Source organism: Lactobacillus equicursoris DSM 19284 = JCM 14600 = CIP 110162 (assembly GCF_001434815.1).
Lineage (GTDB): Bacteria > Bacillota > Bacilli > Lactobacillales > Lactobacillaceae > Lactobacillus > Lactobacillus equicursoris.
The window spans coordinates 1-21,769 of record NZ_AZDU01000013.1; the positions used below are offsets into that span (position 1 = coordinate 1).

Annotated in this window: 22 protein-coding genes; 16 read left to right on the forward strand and 6 right to left on the reverse strand. The window is 48.8% G+C overall.

Annotated features, from left to right (window positions below):
* Positions 1-70: 70 nt before the first annotated feature.
* The 5 genes from FC20_RS03790 to rpsD all read right to left on the reverse strand — a co-directional run bounded on the left by FC20_RS03790 (position 71) and on the right by rpsD (position 3,742).
* Positions 71-535 carry a universal stress protein gene (locus tag FC20_RS03790; protein WP_008459969.1) on the reverse strand — a complete coding sequence of 155 codons (465 nt, stop codon included), beginning with the start codon at positions 533-535 and terminating at the stop codon, positions 71-73.
* Positions 536-601: 66 nt separating this feature from the next.
* Positions 602-886 carry a hypothetical protein gene (locus tag FC20_RS03795; protein ID WP_008459971.1) on the reverse strand — a complete coding sequence of 95 codons (285 nt, stop codon included), beginning with the start codon at positions 884-886 and terminating at the stop codon, positions 602-604.
* Between the two features lie 332 nt (positions 887-1,218).
* Entirely contained in the window at positions 1,219-2,544 is a 1,326-nt protein-coding gene (locus FC20_RS03800; RefSeq protein WP_008459973.1) for a replication-associated recombination protein A, read from the reverse strand.
* Positions 2,541-3,005: a YueI family protein gene (locus tag FC20_RS03805; RefSeq protein WP_008459976.1), complete on the reverse strand. Its 465-nt coding sequence runs from the start codon at positions 3,003-3,005 to the stop codon at positions 2,541-2,543. Before FC20_RS03805 ends, FC20_RS03800 begins: the two co-directional genes overlap by 4 nt.
* Positions 3,006-3,130: 125 nt before the next feature.
* Positions 3,131-3,742, reverse strand: coding sequence for a 30S ribosomal protein S4 (gene rpsD, locus FC20_RS03810; protein WP_008459978.1), 612 nt, complete (start codon positions 3,740-3,742; stop codon positions 3,131-3,133).
* Between the two features lie 304 nt (positions 3,743-4,046).
* On the opposite strand from rpsD, the gene ezrA reads away from it, so the two are divergent.
* From ezrA to FC20_RS03865, 11 genes are all read left to right on the forward strand, one after another.
* The gene (gene ezrA, locus FC20_RS03815; RefSeq protein ID WP_008459980.1) at positions 4,047-5,765 is read left to right on the forward strand and encodes a septation ring formation regulator EzrA; all 1,719 of its coding nucleotides are present in this window, start codon (positions 4,047-4,049) and stop codon (positions 5,763-5,765) included.
* 99 nt (positions 5,766-5,864) lie between these two features.
* Entirely contained in the window at positions 5,865-7,022 is a 1,158-nt protein-coding gene (locus FC20_RS03820; protein WP_008459982.1) for a cysteine desulfurase family protein, read from the forward strand.
* Between the two features lie 2 nt (positions 7,023-7,024).
* Positions 7,025-8,242 carry a tRNA uracil 4-sulfurtransferase ThiI gene (gene thiI / locus FC20_RS03825; protein ID WP_008459984.1) on the forward strand — a complete coding sequence of 406 codons (1,218 nt, stop codon included), beginning with the start codon at positions 7,025-7,027 and terminating at the stop codon, positions 8,240-8,242.
* Positions 8,242-8,967, forward strand: coding sequence for a pseudouridine synthase (locus FC20_RS03830; protein ID WP_008459985.1), 726 nt, complete (start codon positions 8,242-8,244; stop codon positions 8,965-8,967). The genes thiI and FC20_RS03830 overlap by 1 nt, the downstream gene beginning before the upstream one ends.
* Before the next feature lie 259 nt (positions 8,968-9,226).
* Entirely contained in the window at positions 9,227-11,866 is a 2,640-nt protein-coding gene (locus FC20_RS03835; protein ID WP_008459986.1) for a valine--tRNA ligase, read from the forward strand.
* Between the two features lie 4 nt (positions 11,867-11,870).
* Positions 11,871-13,142: a bifunctional folylpolyglutamate synthase/dihydrofolate synthase gene (locus FC20_RS03840; protein ID WP_009558510.1), complete on the forward strand. Its 1,272-nt coding sequence runs from the start codon at positions 11,871-11,873 to the stop codon at positions 13,140-13,142.
* Between the two features lie 59 nt (positions 13,143-13,201).
* Positions 13,202-13,882, forward strand: a complete 681-nt coding sequence (locus FC20_RS03845; protein WP_008459988.1) for an HAD family hydrolase — start codon at positions 13,202-13,204, stop codon at positions 13,880-13,882.
* Between the two features lie 52 nt (positions 13,883-13,934).
* Positions 13,935-14,549: a JAB domain-containing protein gene (locus tag FC20_RS03850; RefSeq protein ID WP_008459990.1), complete on the forward strand. Its 615-nt coding sequence runs from the start codon at positions 13,935-13,937 to the stop codon at positions 14,547-14,549.
* A gap of 90 nt (positions 14,550-14,639) precedes the next feature.
* Entirely contained in the window at positions 14,640-15,644 is a 1,005-nt protein-coding gene (locus FC20_RS03855) for a rod shape-determining protein (protein ID WP_008459991.1), read from the forward strand.
* A 50-nt stretch (positions 15,645-15,694) separates the two neighbouring features.
* Positions 15,695-16,543 (forward strand): rod shape-determining protein MreC, encoded by an 849-nt coding sequence (mreC, locus tag FC20_RS03860; RefSeq protein WP_039943138.1) that lies wholly within the window; start codon positions 15,695-15,697, stop codon positions 16,541-16,543.
* Complete coding sequence (locus FC20_RS03865) at positions 16,543-17,082, forward strand: hypothetical protein (RefSeq protein WP_008459996.1); 540 nt, start codon at positions 16,543-16,545, stop codon at positions 17,080-17,082. The genes mreC and FC20_RS03865 overlap by 1 nt, the downstream gene beginning before the upstream one ends.
* A gap of 76 nt (positions 17,083-17,158) precedes the next feature.
* Here the strand turns inward: FC20_RS03865 and FC20_RS10030 are convergent, their stop codons facing one another.
* A complete protein-coding gene (locus tag FC20_RS10030) occupies positions 17,159-17,278 on the reverse strand; it encodes a DUF4044 domain-containing protein (RefSeq protein WP_008459998.1) in 120 nt (39 codons plus the stop codon).
* Between the two features lie 109 nt (positions 17,279-17,387).
* Between FC20_RS10030 and FC20_RS03870 the strand changes: the two genes are divergently transcribed.
* The 5 genes from FC20_RS03870 to FC20_RS03890 all read left to right on the forward strand — a co-directional run bounded on the left by FC20_RS03870 (position 17,388) and on the right by FC20_RS03890 (position 21,763).
* Positions 17,388-17,717 (forward strand): DUF3397 domain-containing protein, encoded by a 330-nt coding sequence (locus FC20_RS03870; RefSeq protein WP_008459999.1) that lies wholly within the window; start codon positions 17,388-17,390, stop codon positions 17,715-17,717.
* Between the two features lie 131 nt (positions 17,718-17,848).
* The gene (gene mraZ / locus FC20_RS03875) at positions 17,849-18,280 is read left to right on the forward strand and encodes a division/cell wall cluster transcriptional repressor MraZ (RefSeq protein WP_008461145.1); all 432 of its coding nucleotides are present in this window, start codon (positions 17,849-17,851) and stop codon (positions 18,278-18,280) included.
* A 2-nt stretch (positions 18,281-18,282) separates the two neighbouring features.
* On the forward strand, positions 18,283-19,227 hold the full coding sequence (gene rsmH / locus FC20_RS03880; RefSeq protein ID WP_008461147.1) for a 16S rRNA (cytosine(1402)-N(4))-methyltransferase RsmH: 945 nt from the start codon (positions 18,283-18,285) through the stop codon (positions 19,225-19,227).
* Between the two features lie 11 nt (positions 19,228-19,238).
* Positions 19,239-19,601 carry a cell division protein FtsL gene (ftsL, locus tag FC20_RS03885; RefSeq protein ID WP_008461148.1) on the forward strand — a complete coding sequence of 121 codons (363 nt, stop codon included), beginning with the start codon at positions 19,239-19,241 and terminating at the stop codon, positions 19,599-19,601.
* Positions 19,601-21,763 carry a peptidoglycan D,D-transpeptidase FtsI family protein gene (locus FC20_RS03890; protein WP_008461150.1) on the forward strand — a complete coding sequence of 721 codons (2,163 nt, stop codon included), beginning with the start codon at positions 19,601-19,603 and terminating at the stop codon, positions 21,761-21,763. The genes ftsL and FC20_RS03890 overlap by 1 nt, the downstream gene beginning before the upstream one ends.
* Positions 21,764-21,769: the final 6 nt, after the last annotated feature.

Below are 21,769 nucleotides of genomic sequence, written 5' to 3' on the forward strand. Positions count from 1 at the left end.
AAAGTCAATGCCTTAACTTAATGACATTGATCCGTTTGGATGACTTCTTTTTTGATTGCTTGCGAATAGACTAACGGTCTAAGCCTGCAGTGTTGTGACGAACGACTAAAACGTCGCAGTCAGCGGTTCTAGTGATGTATTCTGTAACGCTGCCGATCAAGAGTCTTTCAACCGCGTTTAAGCCAGTAGCCCCAACCACGATCAAGTCAATATCGTGCTTCTTAGGGAATTCCCGGCTGATGATTGACTTCGGTGACCCAAATTCAATTGAGTAGTGAACTTCCTTAACGCCGGCATCAACGGCTTCTTGGTAGTACTTTTCCATCTTCTTCTTGGCATCATTGGAAACTTGTTCAACCATGGCTGAGTCAAAGCTGGAGACGTTTTGGAAAGAGCGAGTATCGATTACGTGCAGGATTTCCAAAGTGGCGTTCATGTGCTTGGCTACCGTGACTGCTTTCTTGAAGGCCAAATCAGCTTCCTTTGAGCCATCGACAGCAACTTGAATGTGTTTGTATTGATATTGCTTAGTCATTTTTAACACCTCTTCCTACTCCTATTTTACCAAAAAAATGAAAGCATTTTAATAGTTTTTTCCATCTCACTGCTGGTTTTGTGAAGGCAAAAGCGCAAAGGCGAAAATGACGCCAGATCCAAGGAAGAGGGTAATTAAATTCAGGTACTTGTTGGGCATAAAGAGCAGGATAATCCCTATGATGCTGACAGCCAAGAGAGCAATGGAGCAGGCCGTCAGCAAGGTATGCAGGCCAGGATTGCCAGCGACGTCAAAGACTAGGAAGGCGCCGTTTCTGCGGTGCCAGAGGTACCAGGAGGTGAGGAGGAGCATCAAGATGAAGATCCCCATGAAGATGCGAATGTAGAGCATTAAACCAACTTTCTCTTTCTAAAAAATATTGTATATACAAAAAAACGGCCCATTTGGGCCGCCTTTATTATCTAAGAAAATCCGAGTTGACCAAAGCATAAATGGCGCTTGTTGATCCCGTAAAAAAATCACAAAATCCGGCCCATCGCGCAGTGAATATGGATTCTGCCAAGGCAGCATTCCGATTCAGTAGTTACTGACAGGCCACCACGTCCTTAAGTTTGATCGGTCAACTAATTTACAAATAAGCTTCTGACGATCAACTCAGATCACTTATTATAATATAGAAAGCCCTGCCTCTTGTCAAGAGCGAAAATAGCGCTTACAAAATCTTAATCTTTTTTCTCTGCTTTCCTGGCTCTTTTGAGGCCATCGGCCTGCATTTGGTGCAAGAGCTCGTACTGCTTTTTAAAAGCACCCTCATACTTGCTCTCGCCCTTAGGCTGGAAGTACTGCTTGCCGACCAGCTTATTAGGCAGGTACTGCTGCGGCACCCAGTCGCCAGGGTAGTCATGCGGATAGATGTAGCCCGTGCCATGGCCCAGCTTTGCCGCGCCTTGGTAGTGGGCATCTTTTAAATTATCTGGTATTTGGCCGATATTAGCCTCTCTCACGTCGGTCAGGGCCTGGTCTACGGCTGCCATCGCCGAGTTGCTCTTTGGGGACAGACAGAGCTCGATAACGGCATTTGCCAAAGGGATCCGTGCTTCTGGCAGGCCCAGCTGCTGGGCGCTTTGGACAGCTAGAGCGGTCCGCTCGCAGGCAGGCGGATTGGCCAGGCCAATGTCTTCATAGGCAATAACGGTGAGTCGACGACAAATGGAAATCAGGTCGCCGGATTCGATCAAGCGGGCCAGGTAGTGGAGGGCGGCATCGGTGTCAGAGCCTCGGATGGACTTTTGAAAGGCGGAAACCAGGTCATAGTGACCATCCCCATCCTTGTCAAAATTTTGCGCCTTCATCTGGAGCGAATCTGCCATTTCTTCCAGACCAATGGTGAAGGCTTCCGTATCCTTGCCATCGTTTGCTAGCTCTTGCTTGGTTGACAGGACGGCCAGTTCCAGGCTGTTTAGGGTTGAGCGCAGATCCCCGTTCCCTTTTTCGGCTAAAAATTTTCCTGCTTCTTCGGTCAGTTTGGCGTGGTATTTGCCAAGGCCTCGCTCTTCATCGGTCAAGGCCCGGTTGACGGCAGTCAGGACATCGGCTTCACTCAAGGTCTTCAGCTCAAAAATCTGGCAGCGCGACCGAATGGCAGGGGAGATAGCTAGGTAGGGATTTTCCGTCGTGGCCCCGACCAAGATAACCTGTCCGCTTTCTAGCAAGGGCAGCAAGAAGTCCTGCTTGACCTTGTTTAAGCGGTGAATTTCGTCTAAAAGCAAAATCACGGTTCCGCTCATCTTGCCTTCAGCCGCTACTTGTGCCAGTTCCTTTTGCCCATCGGTTGCAGCATTTAGCTGGCGAAAGGCGTATTTGGTTGAACCCGCGATGGCGCTGGCGATGCTGGTTTTGCCGATGCCAGGCGGGCCGTAGAGAATCATGGAAGACAGGCGGTGGGCTTCGACCATCCGGCGGATGATCTTATGAGGCCCAACCAGGTGCTGCTGGCCGACCACTTCATCTAAGTCGCGGGGCCGCATGCGGTAGGCTAAGGGCTTCACTTTTGATCACCAAACAATCTTTCAAATAAGCCTTTCTTTTTCGGAGCTGGCAATTTTTCTTTGGGCAATTCTGGTGGGTAGACTTGGCCAATCTCAACCCGCATCTGGTTAATTGCCGTCTTTGACACAACCAAGATGGCCGAGTCGTCATCGCCCGTTTTGGCCGTATCATCGTTAACCAGGCGGAAAGGAATGCCCAGCTTGCTGGCCTGACTCTCAATCTTGCCCACAAAGGCCGGATTAGGCGTGTTGCCATTGATCAAGATGGTATAGCCCTGGTAGTCTTTTAAATGCGCTAAAAACAGCTGGGTGAGGGCAGGGTCTTGGCACTCTGTTAAATTCATGCGGAGGTAGACCCGTTCTCTTAAAGAGCCCAGGTAGCGGCGCCGTTCGTCGGGCTTGGTTTGCGGGGTAATGCCGCTTGCCGCGTATTCAACTCTTTTCTCTAAGTCTTCAGACATCTGTTTCCCCTTTCTATTTTGAAAAAAATAAATCGTCTTTTTCCTAATTATAGCAAGTTTAAGGGGTTTTTAGGCAAGAAAAAAGCCTCTCCCCACAGGGGAAAGGCTTTGAAGCAGGCGATGAATTACAGCAACTTGTTGTAGTATTCAACAACCAAGGCTTCGTCAATTTCTGGTTCCATTTCGTCACGTTCTGGGAAACGAACCAATTGACCTTCCATCTTGTCTTCGTCAAATGAAACAAATGATGGACGTGAAGCAGTAGCTTCCAAAGCGTCCTTAACTTGTTGCAAGTTCTTTGACTTTTCCTTCAAGCTAATGGTTTGACCAACCTTAACTTCGTATGAAGGAATGTCAACGCGCTTGCCATCAACAGTGATGTGGCCGTGGTTTACCAATTGACGAGCTTGTTCACGAGTAGTAGCAAGACCCAAACGGTAAACAACGTTGTCCAAACGACGTTCAAGCAAGATCATGAAGTTGGTACCGTGTTGGCCTTCACGGATCTTACCAGCGCGTTCAAACAAAGTACGGAATTGGCGTTCGTTCAAGCCGAACATCCAACGCAGCTTTTGCTTTTCGTGCAATTGCATACCGTATTCTGAAAGACGGCCACGTTGGTTAGGACCGTGTTGACCTGGAGCGTATGAACGACGAGCAAGTTCCTTGCCAGTGCCTGACAATGAGATGCCTAATCTTCTTGAGCGCTTCCAACTTGGACCAGTGTATCTTGACATATAAAATTCCTCCAATAAAAATTAATAAAATTCTTGGAGTAAAATATCACAATATAAGTTCAACATTCGTGCATCTTGAGTTTACATTTTCACCCGTGCAGCGTGGGTTACTCGTTCACTTAGGCGTCCCAAGATGTTGACGTTCTTGTCACTTATGGCTGCAAATATTTTACACGTTGACCATTATAAGGGGTTTGGCAGGATAAAGCAAGGAAAAAGATAAAAAAGCACAGAAAGTATTTATCTAAGAAAATATTTTTAGCCGGAGTTTGGTATAATGAAGTAAAGTTCGGAGGAGAAAGTTATGTCATCAACACAATCTCTACTACTCATCACGATCATTATTGCAATTATTGTCGCTGTAGCCGCGATGCTCATCGTCAACCGCCACCAGCTCCAGGAAATTGAAGAGCTGGACAACGATTTGGGCAACATGGAAGACCTTCACCTTGAGCGGGCCATCAGCAAGCTGGACCAAATGGAGCTGGCTGGGGAGAGTCTAGCAACCTTGACCACCTGGAAGAAGAGCTATGAAAAGGCAGCGGAGGCTTTTCCAGAAATCCAGCGCCTGATTGAGGAGGGGGCTGACGAAAATGCCCGCTACCGCTTAGTTAAGGCTCACCAAGACATCAAGCAGGCTCAAGAGCTTCTCGATGCGATCAGCGAAGATATCAAAAATTCTGCCGACGTCTTCACCCAGTTGCTAGAATCCAACCGGGAAAACCAGGCTCTTTACGATGAGCTGATGAAGACCTACCGGGAAATGCGGAAGGAAATTTTGGCTGCTTCCTTTGACTACAGCTCGGCTTTAGAGGAAATCGAAAACCGTCTGTCAGCCATGGAAGAAGACTTTGCCCAAGCTAAGAACCTTTCAGCCCAAGGCGATCACGTGGAAGCCAAGCGGGTCTTGTCCAAGATTCGGGCAGCTTTAGACAGTTTGGGCAAGCAACTGCCAGAAGTTAAAAAAGATCAGCACGAACTAGAGACGGTTTTTGCCGAGCAATTATCGGAAATTGCCGATGCCTACAAGAAGATGCGGTCTGAAAAATACAGCTTTGGCAGCCTGGACATCTTGCTAGAAATCAAGCAAAGCAATGATCAGATTGAGAAATCCCTCCAAGACCTGGCAAAACTGGACTTAGATGCCTGTGAAAAGGGGATGAAGAAGGTCGACAAGGAAATCGATACCTTGTACAAGATCCTGGAAAAGGAATACCGGGCACGGCCTTTTGTCGAAGAAAACCTAGACAAGCTGCAAAATCTCCTGGCCCACCAGCAAGTAGTCAGCCAGCAATTGGTCAAAAAATTGCGGCATATTGATGAAAGCTACGAGTTGACCCACGGCGAGCTAGACGAAGCCCGGGGCCTTGAGCGTGAGGTCCACAAGATGGATTCTGACTACATTAGAAGCAGTCAAAAGATTGCCGATGGCAATGCCGTTTATTCGGAAGTTGAAAGTACCTGGGTCCGGATCTTGAATCGCCTAAGCGAAATTGGTCAGCGCCAGCAAGAGCTCTCAGAAGCAGTGGATGGCCTTTATGAAGCTGAAGAAGTGGCCCACCGCTCTATCAAGGAATTTAAGCAAGAAGTCTCCCTGATCTATAGACGCTTGAGCCGGCACCAGCTGCCAGGGATCCCAGATGCCTTTTTGCAGATGTACACCTTGGTCATCAATGAAATCAGCAAGACGACCGGCGAACTCAATCAGATCCGGATCAACATGGAAAAAATCTCCCAAGAACTGGTGCAGATTTCTGATGACGTGGACCGGCTGAAAAAAGATGCCGCTGACATCGTCAATTCGGCAGATCTTTTTGAATTGACTATGCAATACTCCAACAAGTTCTTGGACAATGAAGGGGTGGTTCGGGCTAGAAAAGCGGCGATGAAACTTTATGACCGCGACTACAACTATAAAGACGCCCTAGACACGATCGCCACGGCAGTTGAGCGGGTTGACCCTGGCAGCTACCAGCGGATCGAAAATGCCTATTACCAAGAGCAAAAAGAAATGCTGGATTAAGAGTGTAATTAATTGCAGTTAAGCGGCTTTTGGATTAAAATTGAACATTGTTAAGATTAAGCGGTCAGTTGTTGGCCGCTTTTTTTAAGGAGTAAGACTGTGATTTATTTTGACAACAGCGCCACGACCAAGATGGCGCCAGAAGCTTTAGATACCTATAGCCAAGTCGTGACCAAGATCTGGGGCAACCCTTCCAGCTTGCACAAACTTGGCGACCGGGCCCACCAATTGCTTGAGGCTTCTCGCCGGCAGATTGCGGACCTGATGGGGGTAAAGGCAGACGAAATCTTCTTTACTTCCGGCGGGACCGAGTCCAACAACACTGCCATCAAGGGGACGGCTTGGGCCAAGCGGGAATTCGGCAAGCACCTGATTACCTCTTCAGTTGAGCATGCTTCCGTAGCCAACGCCTTTACCGAACTGGAAAACCTGGGCTTCCGGGTGACCAGACTGCCAGTTGACAAGGAAGGCCGGGTTAACCCAGAAGACCTCAAGGCTGCCCTTGACAAGGACACTACCTTGGTTTCCATCATGGGCGTCAATAACGAAGTGGGGACTATTCAGCCAATTCAAGAGATTTCTGAAATCTTGGAAGACTACCCAAACGTTCACTTCCATGTCGACAACGTTCAAGCTTTAGGAAAGGGGATTTGGGACCAAGTCTTCACCCCAAGAGTGGACATGATGAGCTTTTCTTCCCACAAGTTCCACGGTCCGCGCGGTATTGGCATCTTGTATAAAAAAGAGGGCCGGATGATCATGCCGCTATGTGAAGGCGGTGGGCAGGAAAAGGGCCTGCGGAGCGGGACCGAAAACCTGGCAGCCATTGCTGCCATGGCCAAGGCGACCAGGCTGCTGTTAGATGGCGAAGACGAAAAGGCTGCCCGGGAATTGGCCATCAAGACCAGAATTTCAGACTACTTGAAAGACAAGCCTGGCATTCACATCTTTTCACCGCTTAAAGCTGACTTTGCGCCGCACATCTTGTGTTTTGCACTAGAAGGCATCCGGGGCGAAACCCTGGTCCACACCTTGGAAGAGCAAGACATCTTTATTTCAACGACTTCAGCCTGCTCATCCAAGACGGCTGATGAGGCTTCAACCTTAGTGGCGATGAAGACCCCAGACCCAATTGCGACTAGCGCCGTTCGCCTCAGTTTTGACGAAAGCAACACTTTGGAAGAGGCTGACCAGTTTATCGCGGTCTTTGACAAGATCTACCAGCACTTTGCCAAGATTAACCATTTAGGAGAGTAAATTTGCAATACACAGAAATCATGATTCGCTACGGCGAATTGTCAACCAAGGGCAAGAACCGGATGGACTTCATCAACCGGCTTTCAGCCAACGTGCAAAAGGTTTTGCACGACTTCAAGGACTTAAAGATTCAAACCCACCATGACCGGATGCACATCCTGTTGAACGGAACTCCTTTTGAAGCAGTAGACGAACGCTTGAAGGTAGTCTTCGGCATCCAGACCTATTCCCCAGTCATCAAGACGGAAAAGAGCCTAGAAGCCATCGAAAAGACCGCTTTAGAGCTGATGCAGGCTACTTACAAGGAAGGCATGACCTTTAAGGTTAATACCAGAAGAAGCGACCACAAGTTTATCTATGACACCAACCAGTTGAACCAATTGGTAGCTGACTACCTCTATAACAACATGGAAGGCTTAGAAGCGGAAATGAAGCACCCGGACATGGTCTTGCGCCTGGAAGTGCGTCAAGACGGGGCCTACATTTCCAACCAGCTTCTTCACGGGGCCGGTGGGATGCCAGTTGGCACGGCCGGCAAGGCAGTGATGATGCTGTCAGGCGGGATCGACTCACCTGTTGCTTCATACTTAGCCATGAAGCGCGGCGTCAACATCGAAATGGTGCACTTTTTCTCGCCGCCTTATACCTCTGAAAAGGCCCTGGCCAAGGCCAAGGACTTGACCAGCATCTTGGCCAAGTACAGCGGCCGGATCAACTTCATCGAAGTGCCTTTTGCTGAAATTCAGGAAACCATCAAGGAAAAATTGCCGGAAGGCTACCTGATGACCGTGCAGCGCCGCTTCATGCTGCGTTTAGCAGACATCATCAGACAAAGACGGCACGGCCTGGCCATCTTTAACGGGGAATCCGTTGGCCAAGTTGCTTCGCAAACCCTAGAATCCATGGCTGCCATCAACGATGTGACGACTACCCCAGTCATCCGCCCAGTTGCCACCATGGACAAGAACGAAATTATTGCCAAGGCTGAAGAAATCGGCACCTTTGATTTGTCTATTCAGCCATTTGAAGACTGCTGCACAATTTTTGCTCCACCGCGTCCTAAGACTAAGCCACGGGTTGACAAGGCTCGGGAATACGAAAACCGTCTGGACGTAGATGGCTTAATTGAGCGGGCTTTGGCCGGCATCAAGGTGACGCCAATTTACCCAGGTCAAAGTTTCTTAAATGACCTGTCTGAAGAAGACGCGGACCTCCTTTAATGCTGCGCCTTGATAAATTTTTGGCCAACATGAAAGTTGGCTCAAGAAGCCAGGTTCATGAAATCATCAAAAAAGGGCAGGTCCAGGTTAACGGCAAGATCTGCCGGACGGCCAAGCAAAAGGTCAAGGAAAGCGACGAGGTGACGGTAAACGGGCAAGCAGTCGTTTATCAGGAATTCCACTACTTCTTGCTGAATAAGCCGGCTGGCGTTTTATCAGCAACCGAAGACCGGAGCCAAAAGACGGTGCTGGATTTGCTAAAAGCCAAGGACCGCTACCAAAATCTGGCACCAATCGGGCGCTTAGACAAGGACACGACGGGGCTGTTATTGATCACTAACGATGGTCAATTGACCCACCAGCTGCTGGCTCCAGACCACCATGTGCCGAAAGTCTACTATGCTATGCTGGCTGGTGTTGCCACTCAGGAGACGGCTGAAGCTTTCGCTAAGGGGCTAACCTTAAAAGATGGTACAGAGCTAAAGCCTGGTAAGTTACGAATTTTGTCGCAAGACTTTGATCATGATGCATCAGAAATTGAAGTCACCATCACCGAAGGCAAGTACCACCAGGTCAAACGGATGGTTGCTTCTCAAGGGATGAAGGTGCTTGCCTTAAAGCGTCTGTCCATGGGTCCACTTAAGCTGGACGAAAATTTGGCGCCTGCTGCCTACCGGGAGCTGACTGTTGAAGAACTTGCCAAGTTAAAGGGATCGGCCCTTTAATGATCTGAAAAAATATGCTATACTTTTTGACAAAGCACAGATCAAGAGGTGGCGCCTCATGACAGAGAAAGGTCAGCATGCTGAGAGACCGGAAGCGCCTAGTAGCTTGAAGAGCTGATTGGCTGAAAACAAGTAGGTCAATCCGGTTGTTGCCCCGTTACCCGCCTTTAAGTGGAGCAGTATGCTCAAAATAGGTGGTACCGCGGTTAATTAAATCGTCCTAGACAGATTGTCTAGGACTTTTTTGATGGAGGAATTTATGACAGATCTAGCACCAAAATACAACCCGCAAGAGGTTGAAGCTGGCCGCTATCAAGAATGGCTTGATGAAGACCTTTTTAAGCCATCTGGCGACAAGAAAGCTAAGCCTTACTCAATCGTTATCCCGCCCCCAAACGTAACTGGCAAGTTGCACCTGGGTCACGCTTGGGACACGGCAATTCAAGACACCCTGATCCGCTACAAGCGGATGCAAGGCTATGATACCTTGTACCTGCCAGGGATGGACCACGCCGGGATTGCAACTCAAGCCAAGGTTGAAGCGCGTCTTCGCGAAGAAGGCGTCAGCCGCTATGACTTAGGCCGGGAAAAATTTGTCGACAAGGTCTGGGAATGGAAGGACGAATACGCCAACATTATTAAGAGCCAGTGGCAAAAGCTAGGCCTTTCCCTGGACTACTCAAGAGAAAGATTTACCTTGGACAAGGGCTTGTCTAAGGCCGTTCGCCGCGTCTTCGTGCAGCTTTATAACGAGGGCCTGATCTACCGCGGTGAATACATCATCAACTGGGATCCAAAATTGCGGACTGCTTTGTCTGATATCGAAGTTATCCACCAAGACGACCAAGGTGCCTTTTACCACATCAACTATCCACTAGCAGATGGGTCAGGTTCTGTTGAAATCGCAACGACTCGTCCAGAAACCATGTTTGGTGATACCGCCGTTGCCGTTGCACCTGGCGATGAACGCTACAAGGACTTGGTTGGCAAAAAGCTGATCCTGCCACTGGTTGGCCGGGAAATTCCAATCATCGAAGACCAACACGTTGACCCAGAATTTGGGACTGGTTTGGTGAAGATTACCCCAGCCCACGACCCGAACGACTTTGAAGTCGGCAACCGGCACAACCTGGAAAGAATCAACGTCATGAACGATGACGGCACCATGAACGACAAGGCTGGCAAGTACGCTGGCATGGACCGCTTTGACTGCCGCAAGCAATTGGTAGAAGACCTGAAGCAAGAAGGCTACCTCCTTAAGGTTGAGCCAATCGTCCACTCAGTTGGTCACTCAGAACGGTCTGGCGTACAAGTTGAACCACGCCTGTCTACCCAATGGTTCGTCAAGATGAAGCCATTAGCTGATAAGCTTTTGGAAAACCAAGACACTGATGGCAAGGTCAACTTCGTGCCAGAACGCTTTGAAGGGACTCTGCGCCACTGGATGGAAAACGTCCATGACTGGGTTATCTCCCGTCAGCTGTGGTGGGGCCACCGGATTCCAGCTTGGTACAACAAGGAAATCGGTGAAATGTACGTTGGTGAAGAAGCGCCAAAGGACATTGAAAACTGGGACCAAGATGAAGACGTTTTGGATACTTGGTTCTCCAGTGCCTTGTGGCCATTCTCTACTTTGGGTTGGCCAGATGAAGACTCTGAAGACTTCAAGCGCTACTTCCCAACCAACGCCTTGGTAACGGGTTACGACATCATCTTCTTCTGGGTTTCCCGGATGATCTTCCAAAGTTTGCACTTTACCGGCAAGCGGCCATTTGACAACGTTGTCTTGCACGGCTTGATTCGGGACGAACAAGGGCGGAAGATGTCTAAGTCCCTGGGCAACGGGATTGACCCAATGGACGTCATTGACAAGTACGGTGCCGACGCACTGCGCTGGTTCTTGTTGAATGGGACGGCGCCTGGTCAAGATACCCGCTTCAGCTACAAGAAGATGGATTCTGCTTGGAACTTCATCAACAAGCTCTGGAACGCAAGTCGTTTCGTGATCATGAACCTGCCAGAAGATGCTCAGCCTGCTCAAATGCCAGACACTAGCACTTTTGACCTGGCTGATGCCTGGATTTTTGACCGCTTGAACCACACGGTTAAGGAAACCACTCGTCTCTTTGACGAATTCCAATTTGGTGAAGCTGGCCGGGAAATGTACAACTTCATCTGGAACGACTTCTGTGACTGGTACATCGAAATTTCCAAGGTTGCCCTGTACGGCGATGATGCAGAATTGAAGGCCAGAAAGCAAGCCAACTTGACTTACATCCTGGACCAAATCCTGCGCCTCATCTCCCCAATCATGCCGTTCGTAACCGAAAAGCTCTGGCTGTCCATGCCACATGAGGGCAAGTCCATCATGGTGGCTGAATACCCAGTAGCCCATGAGGAATTTGACAATGCGCAAGCTGACAGCGACATGGCCTTCTTGATTGAAACCATCAAGGCCGTTCGGAACATCCGGATGGAAGTGAACGCTCCAATGTCAAGTGCAATCGACATCTTGATCCAATTAGACGATGAAGCGAGCGAACATATCCTGAAGGACAACATGGATTACGTTGAAAACTTCCTGCACCCTAAGAAACTGGAAATCTCAACCAAGATCGATGCGCCAAAATTGGCTAAGACCGCTGTGATCGCCGGGGCTCAGATCTTTGTCCCACTGTCAGAATTGGTGGACCTTGACGAAGAAATTGCTAAGATGACCAAGGAAGAAGCGCGCCTGCAAAGTGAAGTTGACCGGGCTGAAAAGAAGCTGGCCAACAAGGGCTTTGTTGACCACGCTCCGCAAGCTGTTGTTGACAAGGAAAAGGCTAAGAAGGCTGAATACGAAAGTCAACTGGCTGGGGTCAAGGAAAGAATCCAAGAATTGAAGGAAAGTCGTTAAAGACGTGAAATTTGAGACTGTTACCGAATTTACAGATTACCTCTACCATTTGCCCAAGCTGCATGAAAAAAGCGACCTGCGCTATGTGAAGAGGATTTTGGCTGAACTTGGCCATCCAGAAAGGGAAGTCAAGTGCTGCCATATTACTGGAACCAACGGTAAAGGGTCAACTGCATATTATTTGAGCAATCTGCTCCAAAAGGCTGGTCAGCGGACTGGCCTTTTTGTTTCTCCCTTTATCGTTAGCTTTAATGAGCGTATCCAGTTAAATGGCCAGCCGATCAGTGACCAGGAGCTTTTGGCCATCGCCAACCAGGTGGAAGATAAAATTGCTGAAATTCAAAAGACGGAGCCGGATTTTTCGCTTGTGACTTTTGAATACGAAGTGGCAATGGCCTTTTTGTATTTTGCTAAGCAAAAATGCGACTATGCCGTGATTGAAGTGGGCATTGGGGCTGAGCATGACAAGACCAATGTGATCACGCCGGCAGTCAGCCTGATTACGACGATTGGCCTGGACCATGAGCAGATCATCGGGCCGACCCTGGCTGACATTGCCCGGGAAAAAAGTGGCATCATCAAAAAGCAGGTTCCGGCGGTCTTAGGCGATATCCCTGAAAGCGTAAAGGGGATTGTCGAAGATAAGCTGGAAAAAGAAGACAGCCAAGGCTACTGGCTGGGAAAAGATTTTTCCGTGATGGAAAAAGATCAGCAAACAGAAATTTCCTTGCCCCAAAAATACCTCTTGCCGGCGATGCCAGAAGCAGAGGGCAAAGATGCAGCCATGGCTTTAAAGGCTTTTTCCTGCCTGGGCCTGACGCTAGCTTCAGGGGATGCAGAAGCGGCAATTACTGAAACAACTGTCCCTGGCCGCTACCAAAAGCTGGGGGAAGCGCCAATGCTGCTCTTAGACGGAGCCCACAATGTCCAAGCCGGGGAAAAGCTGCTGAGATATGCTGACCAGCTGGCCGGGCAAAGGGGCGGGCAGGTCTTGGTTCTGACGGCGATGATGAAAGATAAGGACTTGAGCGATTTCTTGAGTCTGTTTCAAGCAAAAAACTTGCTCTTGACCAGCCTGCCTTATCCGCGGGCGGCCAAACAGGCCGATTTCCCGGCCTGGGCCCAGGAAAAGTTCCCTTATGAAGCTGACTTAAAGCTTGCACTAGACCAGCAACTGCAACAGGCTAAGAAAAACGACATTGTTTTAGTAACTGGATCTTTTTACCTGGTTAGTGCCGTCTTGCAGTTGGTCAAAAAGAACAGGCAAACAAAATAGGTTGACAAAAAAGCAAAATTGGAAAAAGAAAAAATGAGTAAGAAAAGAGATGAGGAAAAATGCAGATTAAGGGCATTAAACACGAAAAGCAGGGCGTAATTTTTGACATGGATGGCCTTTTAGTCAACTCAGAAGAACTCTACTGGAAGGCTAATATTCAAGCCTCAAAAGAATATAACTTAGGCATCCCCGATGACAGCTACCTGACCCTGGTTGGGGCTAGCGTCAAGAGCATGGATGACTTTTACGCCAAATATTTTGCTAGTGACGAGGTTCGCCGCGCCTTTGTCAAAAGGACCGATGACCTGGTCTGGCAATGGACCGATGAGGGCAAGCTAGTGCTTAAGCCTGGCGTTCAAGAAATCCTCGATAAGTTTGAAGAGCTCGGGATCAACATGGGCCTAGCCAGCAACAACTATAAGAGCGTGGTTGACCATGACCTGTGGGTGACGGGCTGCCGCAATTATTTTGACTACATCGTCACCCACGACGAAGTAGCTGAACACAAGCTGCGCTCTAAGCCTTTCCCAGATCTTTATTTGGAAGCGCAAAAGAAAAGCGGGTTAGCTAAAGACCAGCTTTTGATCTTTGAAGATTCCAGCATGGGGGTCGAAGCCGCCGCCAATGCCGGCATCGATTGCGTGATGATTCCTGATCTGAAGGCACCTACAGCGATTGATAGGAAAAAAGCAATAATGGCGTGCCAAAACTTCTTCCAACTTTCGACGTTAATTTTCTGATTTTCGGTGTAATAACAAGTAGAGGCGTTTTTATTTTTAGGAGGCAGTTGTCATGACTGAACAAACGTTTAACTACTACTACATCGAAAACGATCTGGACTTGCTCAAGCTTTTAGTCAGCCAGCTCCACTTGACCAGCTGGGACGACCTGGAAAAGCGGCTGCAAAAAGACAAGATTACCAGCTTCAAGGACCTGCTGGACTATGCGTCAGGTCCCGCTTGCCCGCCTGACCTGGCCTTGACCATCGAGGTCATGCTGGACCGCTTGCGGGCAACCGACCACCGCCGGTCTTGTGACTGGTCATCCAGCTCCAAGATTGGCAATTACCTGGCTGAAAAGCTGCAAGGGCAAAAGCAGGAGCAGTTTTGGGTCCTCTACTTTGACAAGCAGCAAAATCTGTTAGGAGAAAAGATGCTTTTTCAAGGCACCCTAGACCGGTCCTGGGTGCACCCAAGGGAAATTTTCCGCTGGGCGGTCGTTTACGGCTGCGCCAGCATGATTGTGGCTCATAACCACCCAAGTGGCTATTTGACCCCGTCCCAAAATGACCTGGAACTAACCAGGGGGCTCAAGGAGGCCAGCAAGATCATGAAGATCGCCTTCTTGGACCACTTCATCGTGGGCGGAGGAGACTATTTGAGCCTGCGTGAAAGAGAATTGTTTTAAATTTAGCTTAATTTTCTGCCAATCCATGACTTTCACGGGCATTATGCTATAATTAAGCAAGATTAAGCGAGTAAATAAGGAGAGATATCCGTGTTTGGATTTGGTTCAAAAAATATTGGTATCGACCTGGGTACTGCCAATACTCTGGTTTATGTTGAAGGCAAGGGCATCGTTTTGCGCGAACCTTCTGTTGTGGCAAAGAACACCAAGACCGGCGAAGTCATCGCCGTTGGTTCTGAAGCCAAGGAGATGATCGGCCGTACTCCTGGTTCAATTGTTGCGATTCGGCCAATGAAGGATGGGGTAATTGCCGACTACGACACTACTGCATCCATGCTGAAATACTTCATGGGCAAGACAGTTGGCAATTCTAAGCCGTCGGTCATGATCTGTGTTCCTTCTGGCGTTACCGAAGTTGAAAAGAGAGCGGTCATTGACGCTGCTCGCGTGGCTGGTGCCCGTGAAGCTTACGTCATCGAAGAACCTTTTGCCGCAGCTATCGGTGCTGGTCTTCCAGTAATGGAACCAACTGGTTCGATGGTCGTTGACATCGGTGGCGGTACGACTGACGTTGCCACTATTTCATTAGGCGGGATCGTTTCTTCAACTTCTATCCGCCAAGCTGGCGACAAGTTCAACCAAGCGATCACCAACTTCGTTCACAGCAAGTACAACCTGTTGATCGGTGAAAGAACTGCTGAAGACATCAAGATCCAAATTGGCTCAGCTTCTGTTGAAGCAGCTAAGGAAATTGAATCAATGACGATCCGTGGCCGGGACCTGGTTTCAGGCTTGCCTAAGTCATTGGAAATCAGCGCCGTTGACGTGGCTACGGCCATCCAAGATGTCGTTCAAGACATTATCGTGGCTATCAAGGAAACTCTGGAATTGACTTCTCCTGAAATTGCGGCTGACGTAATTGATCATGGTATCGTCCTGACCGGTGGTGGTGCCTTGCTCAAGAACCTACCAGAAGTCATCTCTGATGCAACCAAGGTACCAGTATTTATCGCTCAAGATCCACTTGACTGCGTAGCTATTGGGACTGGTGAATCACTGAAGCATTTGGACGTAATGCGCAGAACTAGTAGATAAGCAGCAATAAACCGGCCTTAGGCCGGTTTTTATCTTGGATTTGAGTTTATATGAAGAAGTTTTTTCAAAACAGAAAAATGTTATCAGCCCTGGCAACGGTCGCTGTGGTAGCGGCCTTGCTGGGCTCAACCGTTACTTTGCGGAATAACTTAAATGCTCCTTTATTCGTGCAAAGACTGGGCAATGACCTGGTTTCAGTTGGCTCTAGAATCGTCAGTGCACCAGTTGCTTGGCTGTCTGATGGGATCAATTCGATCGATGACCTCCTCAACGCCGCCAGTGAAAATGACCATTTGAAGAAAAAAGTCTCTGAATTGGCCCAGGTTGAAGCAAGAAATGCTGTCTTAGAAAAAGAAAACAAGCAGCTGAAGGCCGCAGCCGGGATCAAAAAGACTTTGACCAGCTACACGACCACCACCGCTTCTGTCATTTCCCGCTCTTCTGACAGCTGGAGCGAGCAATTGACCATCAACAAGGGCAAAAACGCCGGCTTTAAAAAGGGCATGGCGGTGATGTCTGGCGGCGGGGTCATCGGCCGCTTGACCGAAGTGGATACGGCAACCAGCAAGGTTGAATTGATCACGACGACTGACAGTTCAGCTAACCGTTTTGCCGTTCAAGCAGTTTCTAGTTCCGGCAAGACCTTGCACGGCATTATCAGCGTGCAGTCTGGCGGCGTCTTGACCTTCACCCAGGCTTCTAGCTCAAGCAAATTGGCCAAGGGTACCAAGGTTTATACTAGTGGTCTTGGTGGCGTGTCACCTAAGGGCCTGTTGATCGGGACGGTTAGCGAAACGACCAAAGACAGCTTTGGCTTGTCTGACTTGATCAAGATCACGCCTGCCGGCAACCTGTCTGACCCATCAGTCGTCACGGTCGTTCAAAGGAGCGTGTCCTAATGCGCATTTTTAAGCAGTGGATCCTGGCGATCGCCTTATATGTTGCCCTGATCCTCGATGGCGTTTTGTCCGTTTACCTGCAGCCGATCTTAAAATATGGTAACGGCAAGGCTAGCTTGATGCTGCTCCCTTTAGCAGTTTTGATTATCAATTTCGAAGATGAGCGCAACCCTAAAGAATTTTGGCTGGCCCTTGGCGCTGGGTTAGTAGCAGACTTATACTTTTACGGCATTATCGGCATTTACATCGTCGTTTTGCCGGCCCTGTCGGCATTTGGCCGCTGGTACGCCCGCGTTTCACCAGAGCTTTTCGTCGTGCGCTTGATCGGGACCTTTTTGGCCAGTTGCGGGGCTAGCCTTTACATTTGGCTGGTTTTCCGTATTTTGACTTGGACCAACCAATCCTTCCAAGCCGCCTTGCCAAGCGTTCTTTATACGGGCCTGTGGAGCGTGGGGATTACGATTTTGACCTACTGGATCTGGTCAAAATTGGCCCGCAGCTATCCATTCTTGATTGACCTGGATAATTACCGTTATTAAGCTAAAAATAAACGCAAGCAAAAAGCGATCAGCAGCTGCTGATCGCTTTTCTCTTTGATGGTATTTGTCAGTCTTATTAACCCATCAGGTAGTAGACTACAGAAGCAGCAACACCAAACAAGGTGATTACCGCCATCAAGATAACCATGACATTTTCAATCTTTTGAAATGTTGACTTTTTCTTCTTGCGTGCCATATGAGCCTCCTGTATGAAGAAATTATAACCTGTTTGCCATTGATTTGCAATTTATTGCTAGGATTAAGTGCCGAAAAAAGTTAAAATAGACTAGATACGGAGGATTTTTATGACCAAAATTTTGCTAATGCCCGTGCTTGGTCTGGCGGCCGCCTACGTCGTCAACCTAATTTGGCCCAAAGCCAGTTTTCGGGGCTATGACGTGATGCCTTTCTTCTTGATATATGCTTGTCAGCTGTTGACCGATTTGAAAAAGCTCCCTTCATTCTTGCCATCGGCTTTCTTGCTTTACTTCATTTTAATCTTGCTGTCGGCCATCAAGTGGGCCATGATCAACAAGAACATTTCCCTGAGCAAGATGTTTCGGCAGTTTTGGAGCTACCTCAATGCTTGTTCCTTTTTCTGGTATTTGGGTCTCTTGCTAGTCACCATGATTTAAAAAATGTACCGCTTTAATTTGCTAAGCGGTGCATTTTTTTAATTTTTGTGGAAAATTTCCTCTCTTTTCCATATTTGGTGGTTTAAAGTGGGGATTTGTGGTAAATTGTTAATAGAAGGGAGGACCAGGCCATGCTAATGGGTGAATATCAGCACAATTTAGATGCTAAGGGTCGCTTGATCATTCCAGCTAAATTTCGTGAACAAATTGGTTCAGAATTGGTATTGACCCGGGGCATGGAAGGCTGCATTTTTGGCTATCCTTTAGTAGAATGGGCCAAGATTGAAGCCAAGCTGGCCAAGCTTTCCTTAACTAAGAAGAATGCCCGCAGCTTCACCAGAATGTTTTATTCTGGGGCGATGGAAGGCGAGTTTGACAAGCAGGGGCGGATCAACATTTCTCCCACCTTGAAAGAACATGCCGGTCTAAAGAAGGAGTGCGTGATCGTTGGCGTTTCAACCCGGATCGAAATCTGGGCCAAAGAGCGCTGGGATGACTACTCTGAAGAGGCTAATGAGAGTTATGACGATATAGCAGAGAGTTTGGACGATATTGAGTTATAGAAATGGAATTTAAGCATACTAGCGTGCTCCTGCACGAAACGATCGATAATTTAAAAGTGCACGATGGTGGCCTCTATGTTGACGCGACTTTTGGTGGAGGCGGGCACGCCCGCTACCTCTTAAGTCAGCTTAAAGAGGGCACCTTGGTGGGCTTTGATCAAGATGAGTATGCGATCAAGACGGCTCAAGGCAATTTTGCCGACTTTTTGCAGGCTGACAGCCAGCCGCGGCTAGAACTCGTACATAACAACTTTAGTCACTTAACTGAAGAACTTGAAAAGCTGGGGCATGGACTAATCGATGGCATCTACTATGACCTGGGCGTCTCGTCTCCGCAGCTAGACCAAGCTGAGCGCGGTTTTTCCTACCGGTTTGATGCGCGCTTAGACATGCGGATGGACCAAAGCCAGGATTTTGATGCTTACCAATTGGTCAACCAGTATAGCCAAAAGCAGCTGGCTGATGTTCTTTACCGCTACGGCGATGAAAAGTTTTCCCGGCAAATTGCCCGGAAGATCGTGGAAAAGCGGCAGATCAAGCCGATTGAGACCACTTTTGAATTGGTAGACATCATTAAAGAAGCCATTCCAGCGGCGGTTAGACGGACCGGGGGGCACCCAGCTAAAAAGAGCTTCCAGGCCATCCGGGTTGAAGTCAACCATGAGCTGGACGTCTTGCAGGCCTCCCTGGAAGAAGCAATTAAGTTGCTGGCGCCAGGCGGCCGCATCAGCGTTATTACCTTTCAGTCTTTGGAAGACAAGATCGTCAAGAAGACCTTTAAAAAATATTCAGAAGTTGAAATTCCTCGCGGGATGCCGGTTGTGCCCGAAGGAATGAAGCCTGCCCTCAAGCTGGTTACCCGTAAGCCCATTACCGCCAGCGCAGAAGAGCTAGAGCATAACAACCGTTCACACAGTGCAAAATTGAGAGTAGCAGAGAAGTTATAAAGAGGACCACTATGGCTGGAAATACTGTTAGAAAATACAATTACGAACCACAACAAGAAGAACGTGAGCGTCAGCGCCCCCGGATCGTCGTTGACCCCCAAAAGGTCCCTTATTCCCCTTTTGAGAAGGTCTTGGTAGCTGCCGGCGTCATTGTGGCTGTGGCCTTGATCACCTTAAATGTCTCAGCCAGCGTCTCAGCTACCTCTGTTCAAAGACAGCTGTCAAATATTGAAACCGCAATTACCAAGCAAAGAAACGTAACTACCAACCTGCAGCAGGAAATCGGTGAATTGTCATCAAATTCACGCTTAAACAAGATTGCTGCCAAAGAAGGACTTCAGTTACGGGAAAACAACATTAGGACTATTCGCTAATGAAGAAGACCAATAATTTAAAGAAGATCAAATCCAGAGCACACGGCTATCGGTTCACTGTCGGGAGGACACTTGAACTAGCCGTTGCTTTGGTTTTTCTTTTATTCGCCGGCCGCATGCTGTATTTGTCAATTTCTAAGACCATCGATGGTCAAGACATCAGCAAGCGAACAGCGGCCATTTACCGCCGCAACACCGTTTTAACGGCCAACCGGGGGACGATTTATGATAAAAATGGCCTCGTGATTGCCCAAGATTCCCATACTTACACGGTTTATGCCATCTTGGACAAGACCTATGTCGATTCCAATAAAAAGCCCCTCTATGTGCAAAATAAGAAAAAGACGGCAGAAAAACTGGCAACAGTCTTGCCTTTGTCAGATGCCAAAATCTACAAGTATTTGACTCCTAAGTCGAAATCGACCTTCCAGGTGCAATTTGGGACGGCTGGTTCAGGCCTGACCCTAACCCAGAAGAAAAAGATTCAGGCCATGCACCTTACTGGGATCAAGTTTATGGAGACGCCATCAAGGCTGTATCCAAACGGTGTTTTTGCTTCTAACGTCATCGGCTACACGGTCAACCAGACCAGTAAAAAGACCGGGACGAGCGAACTAGTCGGTGTCACAGGTCTAGAAGCATACTTTAACAAGGTCTTGACCGGGACCAACGGCTATGAAACCAGTACCGTTGACTCTTCGGAAAACCAGCTGCCAAGCGGCTCACACTCTTATCAGGCAGCCAAAGACGGCAACAACCTCTACTTGACCATTGACTCCCAGCTGCAAAGTGCTTTGGAAACCTACATGACTAGGGTGCAAAAAAAATACAGCCCTAAGGCCATGACGGCCGTGGTTGAGGACTTAAAGACTGGGAAAATTTTGGCCGCCAGCCAAAGACCAACCTTTAACTCCCAAACTAAAGCCGGCATCAGCAAGGCCGGGAGCAACTTCTTGGTTCAGTCCAGCTATGAGCCGGGGTCGGTTTTCAAGATTCTATCCTTGTCAGCTGCCGTCAATAGCGGCAACTACAACCCTAAAGAGTACTACCGTTCAGGGTCAATCACGGTTTCCGGCAGCACCATCTATGACTGGCTAAAGTCAGGCTGGGGCACGATTCCTTTTTCTCAAGCCTTTCCGCGCTCAAGTAACGTCGGGATGGTGTACCTAGAAAAGAAGATGGGGGCCAAGCTCTGGAAGAAGTACCTGGAAATGTTCCGGATCACCCATAAGACCGGCATTACCCTGCCAGGCGAAGTTTCCGGCAGCATCTCCTTTGCAAGTCCCGTCGACCAAGCCGTAACCTCCTTTGGCCAGGGCGTGACGGTCAACGTCATGCAGATGATGCAGGTTTACAGTGCCTTGGCAAACAACGGTCAGATGGTTAAGCCGCAATTAGTAGAGAAGATCACTGACGCTTCAGGCAAGACGGTGAAGGGCTACACGGTTAAAAAGGTGGGCAAACCCGTCTTTACCGCAGCCACCCGCAAGGTGGTCATGAAAAACATGAAAAAGGTTTTGAGCCAGACCATCGGGACTGGTCATGCCTACTACATGAAGGGCAAGGACTTCGGGATCAAGACTGGGACGGCCCAGATTGCCAAGTCAACGGGCGGCTACATGACGGGGGACCGGAATTACATCTTCTCCGTTGTCGGCATTACCCCAACGGACAACCCGCGCTACTGCATCTACATTACCATGAAGCAGCCAAGCAAGCTGGGGAGCGGTGCTGAAACCATCCTGTCCCAGATCTTCAAGCCGATGATGCGGCGCTTGGTATTGCTCAGCAAGGGAAACAAGTCGGCAACTGGTGCGGTGACCGTGCCAAAGTTAACCGGCATGACCGTAGCCAAAGCCAAGTCAACGGCCAGTGCTAATGGTTTGACCATAGTCAAGCTGGGTACTGGCAGCAAGGTGACCAGCCAAAACGCCAAGGCCGGAGCAACGGTTTCCGCCGGCAGCACGGTCTTTGTTTCAACGGCTGGCAAGCTGACCATGCCGGACTTAACCGGCTACAGCCAAAGCCAGGTTGAAGCCTTTGCCGAATTGACTGGGCTGAAACTAACCCTATCAGGGTCTGGCAAGGTCAAATCGCAAAGCCTTGACGCCGGGACGACTATTAAATCAGGAACAAAATTGAAAGTAGAATTAAAGGAGTAAGAGTTA